Genomic DNA, 11,268 nt, shown 5'->3' on the forward strand with positions numbered 1-11,268 from the left:
AACTACGCGGCGGCCAACGCCTTCCTGGACGCGCTGGCCGAGCACCGCCGCGCGGCCGGTCTGCCCGCCACCTCCCTCGCCTGGGGCCTCTGGGCAGGCGGCATGGCCGACACACTGGACGACACCGACGTGCAGCGGATGGCCCGCGGCGGCGTCGCGCCCCTGACCGCCGGCCTCGGCCTCGCCCTGTTCGACGCCGCCCTCGCCCAGGACGCCGCCGCGCTGGTGCCGATCCGACTCGACCAGGCCGGTCTGCGCGTCCAGGCCAGGGTCGGCCGGCTGCCCGCCGTGCTGCGCGGGCTGGTCCGCACGCCCAGCCGCCGCGCCGCCGAGGGCGCCGCGGCCTCCGCCGCCGGCTCCTCGCTGGTGCAGCGCCTGCTCGGCCTCACCGAGGAGGAGCAGCAGCGCGAACTGCTCGATCTGGTACGCGCGCAGGTCGCCCTGGTGCTCGGTCACGCCGGCGCGCACGCCGTCGACCCGGTGAAGGCATTCCGCGAGACCGGCTTCGACTCCCTGACCTCGGTCGAGCTGCGTAACCGCCTGGGCGCCGCCACCGGTGTCCGGCTGCCCGCCACCGTCGTCTTCGACTACCCGACCCCCACCGCCGTGGCCGGCTACCTGCTGACCGAGGCGTTGGGCCTGCGCGACGCCGTCGCCGAGCGTGCGCCCGTACGGGCCGCCGTCGCCGACGACGACCCGATCGCGATCGTCGGCATGGCCTGCCGCTACCCGGGCGGCGTCCGCTCGCCCGAGGACCTGTGGCGGATGGTCGCCGGCGGTACGGACGGCATCTCCGCCTTCCCCACCGACCGCGGCTGGGACGTCGAGAACCTGTACCACCCCGACCCGGACCACCCCGGCACCTCGTACACCCGCGAGGGCGGGTTCCTGCACAACGCCAGCGAGTTCGACCCGGCGTTCTTCGGGATCTCGCCGCGCGAGGCACTGGCCATGGACCCGCAGCAGCGCCTGCTGCTCGAAGCGTCCTGGGAGGCGTTCGAACGGGCCGGCATCGACCCGGAGACGGTCCGCGGCAGCCGCACCGGTGTCTTCGCCGGCGTGATGTACCACGACTACATCTCCCGTCTCCCGGCCATCCCGCCGGGCGTCGAGGGCTACCTCGGCACCGGCAGCTCCGGCAGCATCGCCTCCGGCCGGGTCGCCTACGTGCTGGGCCTGGAGGGTCCGGCCGTCACCGTCGACACCGCCTGCTCCTCCTCGCTGGTCGCACTCCACTGGGCGATCCAGGCGCTGCGCAGTGGCGAGTGCTCACTCGCCCTGGCCGGCGGCGTGACGGTGATGTCCACGCCTGACACCTTCGTCGACTTCAGCCGCCAGCGCGGACTGGCCGCCGACGGCCGCTGCAAGTCCTTCTCGGACGATGCGGACGGTACGGGCTGGGCCGAGGGCGTCGGCATGCTGCTCGTCGAGCGGCTCTCCGACGCGCGCCGCAACGGGCACCCCGTGCTCGGCATCGTGCGCGGCTCGGCGATCAACCAGGACGGCGCGTCCAACGGCCTCACCGCGCCCAACGGCCCCTCCCAGCAGCGCGTCATCCGCCAGGCACTCGCCTCGGCCGGACTGTCGGCCGAGGAGGTCGACGTGGTCGAGGCGCACGGCACCGGCACCACGCTGGGCGACCCGATCGAGGCGCAGGCGCTGCTCGCCACGTACGGTCAGGCGCACACCGAGGAGGAGCCGCTCTGGCTCGGCTCGGTGAAGTCCAACCTCGGCCACACCCAGGCCGCCGCCGGCGTCGCGGGCATCATCAAGGTGGTGCTCGCCATGCAGCACGGCGTGCTGCCGCAGACCCTGCACGTCGGCGAACCCTCCACCCACGTCGACTGGACCGAGGGCGCGGTCGAGCTGCTCACCGAGGCCCGCCCGTGGCCCGAGACCGGACGGCCCCGCCGGGCCGGCGTGTCCTCCTTCGGCGTCAGCGGCACGAACGCCCACACCATCATCGAGCAGCCGCCCACCCCGCCTGCCGTTCCGGAGGACCGGCCGCAGAGCGGCCCGCGCCCGCTGGTCCTGTCCGCCAAGAGCCCCGAGGCGCTGCGCGCCCAGGCTGCCCGGCTCGCCGAGCACCTGAAGGCCCGGCCCGAGGCCTGGTCGCCCGTCGACCTCGCCTACTCACTCGCCACCACCAGGACCGCGTTCGAGCACCGGGCCGTGCTGCTCGCCACCGAGCCCGACCGGATCGTGGCGGAGCTGGGATCCTTCACGGGCCTGGTCGCAGGCCTCGCCGGGACGGCGGGGCGGACGGCGTTCCTGTTCGCGGGGCAGGGCAGTCAGCGTGCTGGGATGGGGGAGGAGCTGTACGGCGCGTACCCGGTGTACCGGGAGGCCTTCGACGCCGTCTGCGCGGAGCTGGATCCGTTGCTGGGTCGTCCGTTGCGCGAGGCGATCGCGGATGCGGAGCTGGTCGGTGAGACGGGCTTCACGCAGCCGGCGTTGTTCGCGTTGGAGGTGGCGCTGTTCCGGCTCGTCGAGTCGTGGGGTGTGCGGCCGGACTTCCTGGCCGGGCATTCGATCGGTGAGCTGGCCGCTGCGCATGTGGCGGGTGTGTTCTCGCTGGCCGATGCCGCGAAGTTGGTGGCGGCTCGTGGCCGGTTGATGCAGGCGCTGCCGCGCGGTGGTGCGATGGTGGCGGTGCAGGCATCGGAGGCGGAGGTGCTGCCGCTGCTGACCAAGGACGTTGGCATCGCGGCGGTCAACGGGCCTACGTCGGTGGTGATCTCGGGTGCCGAGGACGCGGTGCTGGCGGTGGTGGCCGAGCTGGAGGGCCGTAAGACCAAGCGGCTGACGGTGAGCCACGCGTTCCATTCGCCGTTGATGGACGGCATGCTGGCGGACTTCCGTGCGGTCGCGGAGGGGTTGACGTTCACTGCGCCGCGGATCCCGGTCGTCTCGACCCTGACGGGTGCGCTCGTGTCCACCGAACTCACCGAGCCCGAGTACTGGGTGCGGCATGTCCGGGAGGCGGTGCGCTTCGCCGACGCGGTCCAGGTACTGGAGGCCGAGGGCGTCCGGACCTTCCTGGAGCTCGGCCCGGACGGCACGCTGACGGCGATGGCTCAGCAGTGCCTGACGGAGGACTCCGAGGCCGTCCTGACCCCGGCCCTGCGCCGGGACCGCGCCGAGGCGCTCAGCTTCGCCACCGCTCTCGCCCAGCTGCACGTGCGCGGCGTCAAGCTGGACTGGCAGGCCGTCTTCGCCGGCACCGAAGCCCGCCGCATCGACCTGCCCACGTACGCCTTCCAGTACGAGCGCTACTGGCTGGAGGCCCCGCCGCTCCTGGTGGGCGATGCGGCTGCTGCTCAGCTGGGCCTCGACCTGGCGGAGCACCCCTTGCTGGGGGCCTTCGTCGGCCTCGCCGACGGCGACGGTGTCCTGTTCACGGGTCGGCTCGCCCTGGACGCCCAGCCGTGGCTGGCGGATCACGCCGTCGCCGGCAGCGTGCTGCTGCCGGGGACGGCGTTCGTGGAGCTCGCGGTGCGGGCCGGCGACCAGGTGGGTTGCGGTCTGGTCGAGGAGTTGACGCTGGAGGCGCCGCTGGTGCTGCCGGTGCGTGGTGGTGTGCAGGTCCAGGTGTCGGTGGGCGTGCCGGATGCGGCGGGCCGTCGTTCGGTGGCGGTGTTCTCCCGGCTGGAGGATGCGCCGCTGGACGAACCGTGGCTGCGCCACGCGGCAGGCTTCCTGTCGCCGGCTGCCGAGCCTGCCGGCTTCGATCTGAGCGAGTGGCCGCCGGCGGGTGCGGAGCAGCTTCCGGTGGACGGGGTGTACGAGGCGTTCGCCGGCGCGGGCTTCGCGTACGGGCCGGTGTTCCGGGGCCTGCGGGCGGCGTGGCGGCGGGACGGTGAGGTGTTCGCCGAGGTTGCCCTGCCGGAGGAAGCCAGGGTGGAGGCCGGCTTCTTCGGTCTGCATCCGGCGTTGCTGGATGCCGCGCTGCACGCCGTGGGCGTGGGCGGGCTGCTGGAGGAGACCGGCCAGGGCCGGCTGCCGTTCGCCTGGTCGGACGTGTCGCTGTTCGCGGCCGGCGCGGGCGAGCTCCGGGTGCGGATCGCCGCGGCCGGTGCGGACGCTGTGTCGCTGGCGGTGGCGGATGCCACCGGGCAGCCGGTCGCGGTGGTCGGCTCGCTGATGCTGCGGGCGTTCGCCGCCGAGCAGCTGGCGGCTCCCGGCGGTCACGAATCGCTGTTCCGCCCCGAATGGACGCCCGTGCCGCTGCCGGCGTCGGCTCCGGCCGCCGGCTCGATCGGGGTGCTGGGCGGGGACGACCTGGGCCTGCCGGGTGCGGTGCGGTTCACGGACCTGGCCGCGGTGGCCGGCGGCGGGGCGGTACCGGCCACGCTGGTGTTCCCCGCCGTCACCGCGAGCAGTGCCGACCTGGTGGCCGGCACCCACGCGGCGGTGCGGGAGGCGCTGGCGCTGGTGCAGGAGTGGCTGGCGGCGGAGGAGTTCGCGGACTCCCGCCTGGTCGTGGTGACCCGGGGTGCGACCACCGCCGCCGACCTGCCGGCCGCCGCCGTGCACGGCCTGTTGCGTTCGGCGCAGTCGGAGAACCCGGGCCGGATCGTGCTGGTGGACCTGGACGAGGACGTCGAGTCGTCGGCGGTCCTGGCCCGGGCGTTGGGGTGTGGTGAGCCGCAGCTGGCGTTGCGCGCGGGTGTGGCGCTGGCGCCGAGGCTGGCGCGGGTGCTGCCTGTCGAGCCTTCGGTTCCGGCGCTGGATCCCGAGGGTACGGTGCTGGTGACGGGTGCGACGGGTTCGCTCGGTGGGGTGGTCGCGCGTCATCTGGTGACGGAGTACGGGGCCCGCAGGCTCCTGCTGGTCTCGCGTCGCGGGTCTGGGGCGGAAGGTGCGGCGGAGCTGGCGGCCGAACTGAGGGCCCTGGGCGCCGAGGTGGCGTTCGCGGCGTGTGATGTGGCCGACCGTGGCGCGCTGGCGGGGCTTCTGGGCGGTGTGCGGTTGACGGCGGTCGTGCACACGGCGGGTGTGCTGGACGACGGGATCGTGCCGTCCCTCACTCCGGAGCGGCTGGACACGGTCCTGCGTCCGAAGGTGGACGCGGCCTGGAACCTGCACGAGCTGACGAAGGATCAGGATCTCGCGGCGTTCGTGCTGTTCTCGTCCGCCGCCGGTGTGTTCGGTGCGGCGGGTCAGGCGAACTACGCGGCGGCCAACGCCTTCCTGGACGCGCTGGCCGAGCACCGCCGCGCGGCCGGTCTGCCCGCCACGTCCCTCGCCTGGGGCCTCTGGGCCGAGGACGGCGGTATGGCCGCCGCGCTGGTCCGCTCCGACGTGGAGCGGATGGCCCGCGGTGGCGTGGTCGCCCTGAGCGCCGAGGACGGCCTGCTGCTGTTCGACGCGTCCCTGGCCGCCGCCGAACCCGTACTGGTCCCCATCCAGCTCGACCTGGCGGGCCTGCGCGCACAGGCGGGCACCGGCCTGCTGCCGCCGATGCTGCGAGGACTGGTCCGGGCGCCGCTGCGCCGTGCCGCCGCCGACGGCGCGGGATCCACCGGTACCGGCGGCGGGTCGGCGCTCGCCGACCGGCTGGCGGCGCTGGGCGAGGCCGAGCGGGAGGCCCTGCTGCTCGACCTGGTCCGCGCCGAGGTGGCAGCCGTCCTGGGCTACCCGGACGCGTCCGCCGTGGACGCCGGCCGCGCCTTCAAGGAGCTCGGCTTCGACTCGCTGACCGCCGTCGAGCTGCGCAACCGCCTCAACGGCGTCACCGGTCTGCGGCTGCCCGCCACGCTGGTGTTCGACTACCCGAGCCCGGGTGTGCTCGCCGACCAGCTGCGTACCGAACTCCTCGGCGCATTGCCCGCCGCCGGTGGACTCCCGGTGGCGGTCGCCGCGGCCCTGGACGACGAGCCGATCGCGATCGTCGGCATGGCCTGCCGCTTCCCCGGCGGGGTGGACTCGCCGGAGGAGCTGTGGAGCCTGGTCGCCGACGGGCGGGACGCGGTCTCGTTCTTCCCCGAGGACCGTGGCTGGGACGTCGAGAACCTCTACCACCCGGACCCGGACCACCAGGGCACCTCCTACGCCCGCGAAGGCGGCTTCCTGCACGACGCCGGTCTCTTCGACCCCGGCTTCTTCGGGATCTCGCCGCGTGAGGCGATGTCGATGGACCCGCAGCAGCGGCTGCTGCTGGAGACCTCCTGGGAGGCGTTCGAGCGGGCCGGCATCGACCCGGTCGGTATGCGCGGCAGCCGGACGGGTGTCTTCGTCGGCGTGATGTACAACGACTACGGCATGCTGCTCCAGCAGTCCGCCGAGGGCGCCGAGGGCCACGTGGGCACGGGTACCTCGGGCAGCGTGGCGTCCGGGCGGGTCTCGTACACGCTGGGCCTGGAAGGGCCGGCCGTGACGATCGACACGGCCTGCTCGTCCTCGCTGGTCGCGCTGCACCTGGCCTGCCAGTCGCTGCGGCAGGGGGAGTCGACGCTCGCTCTGGCGGGCGGCGTGACGGTGATGCTGACGCCGAGCACCTTCGTGGAGTTCAGTCGGCAGCGTGGTCTGGCGACGGACGGGCGTTGCAAGGCGTTCTCGGACGACGCGGACGGCACCGGCTGGGGCGAGGGCGTGGGCATGCTGCTCGTGGAGCGGCTCTCGGACGCGCGGCGCAACGGGCATCGCGTGCTGGGCATCGTGCGCGGCAGCGCGGTCAACCAGGACGGTGCGTCCAACGGGCTCACCGCGCCCAACGGCCCCTCGCAGCAGCGCGTCATCCAGCAGGCGCTGGCGAACGCCCGGCTGACGGCCGACCAGGTGGACGCGGTGGAGGCGCACGGCACGGGCACCCGTCTCGGTGACCCGATCGAGGCGCAGGCGCTGCTGGCCACGTACGGTCAGGCGCACACCGAGGAGGAGCCGCTCTGGCTCGGCTCGGTGAAGTCCAACCTGGGGCACACCCAGGCGGCGGCCGGTGCGGCCGGTGTGATCAAGATGATCCTCGCGATGCAGCACGGGGTGCTGCCCAAGAGCCTGCACGTGGGTGAGCCGTCCTCGCACGTGGACTGGGAGGCGGGCGCGGTCGAGCTGCTCGCCGAGGCCCGCGACTGGCCGGAGAGCGGGCGTCCGCGCCGCTCGGCGGTCTCCTCCTTCGGGTTCAGCGGCACCAACGCGCACATCATCCTGGAGCAGGCGCCCGCCGAGGAGCCGGCCCCCGCGACGTCGGACGAACCGGTGGCGCCGGTCCCGCTGGTGCTGTCCGGCCGGACGCCGGAGGCCCTGCGGGGTCAGGCCGCCCGCCTGCACGGGTTCCTGCTGGCACGTCCCGCGTTGGACGCGACCGACCTGGCTCGGTCGCTCGCGACGGCACGGTCGGCCTTCGAGCAGCGCGCCGCGCTGGTGGCGGACGACCGCACGGAGCTGCTGGCCGCCCTGGCCGCGCTCGCCGCCGGCGAGTCCACCGCCCGGGCGGTCGCCGGCCCGGTGACCGGCGGCCGGACGGCGTTCCTGTTCACCGGCCAGGGCAGCCAGCGGGCCGCGATGGGCGAGGAGCTGTACGGCGCCTACCCCGCGTTCGCTGCCGCCTTCGACGCTGTCTGCGCGGAGCTGGATCCGCTGCTGGATCGTCCGCTGCGCGAGGCGATCGCGGACGAGACGCTCGTCAACGAGACGGGCTTCACCCAGCCGGCGCTGTTCGCCCTGGAGGTCGCGCTCTACCGCCTCGTCGAGTCCTGGGGTGTGCGGCCGGACTTCCTCGCGGGGCACTCGATCGGTGAGCTGGCTGCCGCGCATGTGGCGGGTGTGCTGTCGCTGGCGGACGCCGCGAAGTTGGTGGCGGCGCGTGGCCGGTTGATGCAGGAGCTGCCGCGCGGCGGGGCGATGGTGGCCGTCCAGGCGACGGAGGCCGACGTGCTGCCGCTGCTGACCGACAGTGTCGGCATCGCCGCCGTCAACGGGCCCACGTCGGTGGTGATCTCGGGTACCGAGCAGGCCGTCCTCGATGTCGCGGAGAAGCTGGCGGCGGACGGTCGCAAGACCAAGCGGCTCACCGTCAGCCACGCGTTCCACTCGCCGTTGATGGACGGCATGCTGGCGGACTTCCGGGCCGTCGCGGCGCAGCTGGCGTACAGCGCGCCGCGGATCCCGGTCGTCTCGACCCTGACGGGTGCGCTCGTGTCCACCGAACTCACCGAGCCCGAGTACTGGGTGCGGCATGTCCGGGAGGCGGTGCGCTTCGCCGACGCAGTCCAGGTGTTGGAGGCCGAGGGTGTCCGGACGTTCCTGGAGCTGGGCCCGGACGGCACGCTGACGGCGATGGCTCAGCAGTGCCTGACGGAGGACTCCGACGTCGTCCTGACCCCGGCCCTGCGCCGGGACCGCGCCGAGGCGCTCAGCTTCGCCACCGCTCTCGCCCAGCTGCACGTGCGCGGCGTCAAGCTGGACTGGCAGGCCGTCTTCGCCGGCACCGCCGCCCAGCGCGTCGACCTGCCCACCTACGCCTTCCAGCAGGAGAACTACTGGCCGCGCGCCCGACCCGGGCTGGTCGGGGACGTGGTGTCCGCGGGTCTGGGTGCGGCGGATCACCCGTTGCTCGGTGCCTCTCTGGCGCTCGCGGACGCGGACGGCCATGTGTTCACCGGGCGGCTCGCCCTGGACGCCCACCCGTGGCTGGCGGATCACGCCGTCGCCGGCAGCGTGCTGCTGCCGGGAACGGCCTTCGTCGAGCTGGCGGTGCGGGCCGGTGAGCAGGTGGGCTGCGCGGTGCTGGAGGAGTTGACGCTGGAGGCGCCGCTGGTCGTGCCCGACAAGGGCGCGGTGCAGATCCAGGTCTCGGTCGCGGGCCCCGAGGAGTCGGGTCGACGGACCGTCACCCTGCACTCGAGGGCCGAGGACGCGACGTCCGACGTGCTCTGGACGCGGCATGCGGTGGGTGTGCTGGCGGAGGCCGGGGCTGGTGCGGGTGAGGCGCTGACGCAGTGGCCGCCGGCGGGTGCGGAGTCCGTGCCGGTGGACGGGGTGTACGAGGCGTTCGCCGGCGCGGGGTTCGAGTACGGGCCGGTGTTCCGGGGGCTGCGTGCGGCGTGGCGGTGTGGGGGTGAGGTGTTCGCCGAGGTCGTGCTGCCGGAGGAAGTGCGTGCCCAGGCGGGGTTGTTCGGTCTGCATCCGGCGTTGCTGGACGCCTCGCTGCATTCGGTGGCTCTTGGTGGGTTGTTGGCGGACACGGGCCAGGGGCGGTTGCCGTTCGCCTGGTCGGGGGTGTCTCTGCATGCGGCCGGCGCGGACGAGTTGCGCGTCAGGATGAGCGCGACCGGGCCCGACTCGGTCTCCCTCGCGGTGGCGGATGCCTCGGGTGCTCCGGTGGCGACCGTCGAGTCGCTGGTGCTGCGGGCGTTCTCGCCCGAGCAGCTGGCGGCCACCGGCGGCCACGAGTCGCTGTTCCGCCCGCAGTGGCTGCCGGTGGCGCTGTCGCCGGAGGCTCCTGCCGGGGTGATCGGTGTACTGGGCGGTGACGATCTCGGTCTGGGCGGGGCGATCGCCTTCGCGGACCTGGCGGACGCGGCCGAGGGCGGTGTCGTCCCCGACCTGCTGGTGCTTCCGGTCCCCGGGGCGAGTGGCCCGGACCTGGCCGAGGCCACGCACACGGCCGTCCGGGACGCTCTCGCGCTGGTGCAGGAGTGGCTGGCGGCCGAGGAGTTCGCGGACTCCCGCCTGGTCGTGCTGACCCGGGACGCCGATGCGGGGAACCTCCCCGCGGCCGCAGTCCGAGGCTTGCTGCGTTCGGCGCAGTCCGAGAACCCCGGCCGGATCACCCTGGTCGACCTCGACGACGACCCGGCCTCGCTGCGGGCCCTGCCCTACGCGCTCGGCGTCGACGAACCGCAGCTGGCCCTGCGGGCCGGCACCGCCACGGCGCTCCGCCTGGCCCGCGCCGCCGAGACGGCTGCTCCGGCGGATGGTCTGCGGGCGTTGGACCCTGAGGGGACGGTGTTGCTGACGGGTGCGACGGGTTCGCTCGGTGGGGTGGTCGCGCGTCATCTGGTGACGGAGTACGGGGCCCGCAGGCTCCTGCTGGTCTCGCGTCGCGGGTCTGGGGCGGAAGGTGCGGCGGAGCTGGCGGCCGAACTGAGGGCCCTGGGCGCCGAGGTGGCGTTCGCGGCGTGTGATGTGGCCGACCGTGGCGCGCTGGCGGGGCTTCTGGGCGGTGTGCGGTTGACGGCGGTCGTGCACACGGCGGGTGTGCTGGACGATGGGATCGTGCCGTCCCTCACTCCGGAGCGGCTGGACACGGTCCTGCGTCCGAAGGTGGACGCGGCCTGGAACCTGCACGAGCTGACGAAGGATCAGGATCTCGCGGCGTTCGTGCTGTTCTCGTCCGCCGCCGGTGTGTTCGGTGCGGCGGGTCAGGCGAACTACGCGGCGGCCAACGCCTTCCTGGACGCGCTGGCCGAGCACCGCCGCGCGGCCGGTCTGCCCGCCACGTCCCTCGCCTGGGGCCTCTGGGCCGAGGACGGCGGTATGGCCGCCGCGCTGGAGGACGCCGATGTGCAGCGGATGGCCCGTGGCGGGGTGCAGGCGCTGTCCACCGCGGACGGTCTCGCCCTGCTCGACGCGGCCGGGGAGCTCGACGAAGCCGTCCTCGTCCCGATCCGCCTCGACCTCGCCGCACTGCGCGCCCAGGCCGACGCCGGGATGCTGCCGCCGGTCCTGCGCGGCCTGGTCCGGGTGACCGCCCGCCGGGCGGCCGCGACGGGCGGCACGACCGGCGGGCCCTCGCTGGCACAGCGGCTGCTGGGGGTGCCCGAGGCGGAGCACGAGGCCGTGCTGCTGGATCTGGTCTGCTCGGAAGTGGCGGCCGTGCTCGGCTATCCGAGTGCCGCTTCCGTGGACGCCGGCCGGGCGTTCAAGGACCTCGGCTTCGACTCGCTGACCGCCGTCGAGCTGCGCAACCGCCTCAACGGGGTCACCGGTCTGCGGCTGCCGGCCACGCTGGTCTTCGACTACCCGACCCCGGCAGCCCTGGTGGACCTGCTGCGGGCGGAGGCCGTGCCCGACCCGGCGGCGGCCCTGGTGCCACTGCTGGCCGAGCTGGACCGGCTGGAGGCCGCACTGCTCGGGACACCGGCGGACGACGACGGCCATCTCCGGGTCGCCAACCGACTGCAGTCGCTGGTCACCAGGTGGAACGACCAGCAGGCCGCCTCGGCGGAGAACGCCGCCGTCTCCGAGGAACTGGAGGAGGCCACCGATGACGACCTCTTCGACTTCATCGGCAAGGAATTCGGCATCTCCTGACCGCTCCGCCAC

Annotated in this window: 1 protein-coding gene; it reads left to right on the forward strand. The window is 74.1% G+C overall.

Annotated features, from left to right (window positions below):
- The coding region (locus ACIBH3_RS32025; protein ID WP_396315614.1) for an SDR family NAD(P)-dependent oxidoreductase at positions 1-11,256 on the forward strand (11,256 nt) is incomplete at its 5' end.
- Between the last annotated feature and the right edge of the window lie 12 nt (positions 11,257-11,268).

This window comes from Kitasatospora sp. NPDC050543 (assembly GCF_044457565.1).
GTDB lineage: Bacteria > Actinomycetota > Actinomycetes > Streptomycetales > Streptomycetaceae > Kitasatospora.